Raw genomic sequence first — 665 nt, 5'->3', positions numbered from 1 at the left:
GTGGAAACGGCACGCATCGCCCGCACCCTCGGCACCTTGCTCAAGAACGGCGTGCCGTTGCTGACCTCGCTCGGCATCGCCCGTCAGGTCACCGGCAACAAGGCGCTGGATCTGGCGCTGGCGCAGGCCTCCGAACAGGTGAAGGAGGGCGCGGGCTTGTCGTTCGCGCTGGCCCAGGCGCAGCGCTTTCCGCGGCTTGCTTTGCAGATGGTGCAGGTGGGCGAAGAGGCCGGTCAGCTCGACACCATGCTGCTCAAGGTGGCCGACACCTTCGAGCTGGAAAGCCGCCGCGCCATCGACCGCCTGCTGGCGGCGCTGGTGCCCGCGCTCACCATCGTGATGACGGTGATGGTGGCCTTCATCATGGCGGCCATCCTGCTGCCCATGCTCGATCTCACCAGCCATATCCAGTAATCCCTTTCGAACGACGATGAGGTACCCCATGCGACAAAGGACACTCGGCCGTCATACGGCAGCGCGCGGTTTCACCCTGCTGGAAATGCTGGCGGTGATCGTGCTGATCGGCATCATCGGCGCGGTGGTGGTGACCCAGGTCGGCAAGAATGTCGACAAGGGTAAGTACGGCGCGGGCAAAGCCCAGCTCACCACGCTCAGCCAGAAAATCGAAAACTATGCGCTCGACAACGGCGCCCCGCCGCAACAGC

2 protein-coding genes are annotated in these 665 nt (G+C 64.5%); both read left to right on the top strand.

Translation table 11 applies throughout. From position 1 onward, the window contains the following. On the top strand, positions 1–414 hold a 414-nt coding region (locus tag Y882_RS16525), incomplete at its 5' end, for a type II secretion system F family protein (protein WP_046973052.1). A gap of 85 nt (positions 415–499) precedes the next feature. Continuing rightward, a partial coding sequence (locus Y882_RS16520; RefSeq protein ID WP_046973053.1) for a type II secretion system protein occupies positions 500–665 on the top strand: 166 nt, incomplete at its 3' end.

Origin of the sequence: Dyella japonica DSM 16301 (assembly GCF_001010355.1) — a bacterium.
Lineage (GTDB): Bacteria > Pseudomonadota > Gammaproteobacteria > Xanthomonadales > Rhodanobacteraceae > Dyella > Dyella japonica.
The sequence above is the reverse complement of the archived record's forward strand: the minus strand, read 5'-3'. Positions and strand labels throughout refer to the sequence as shown.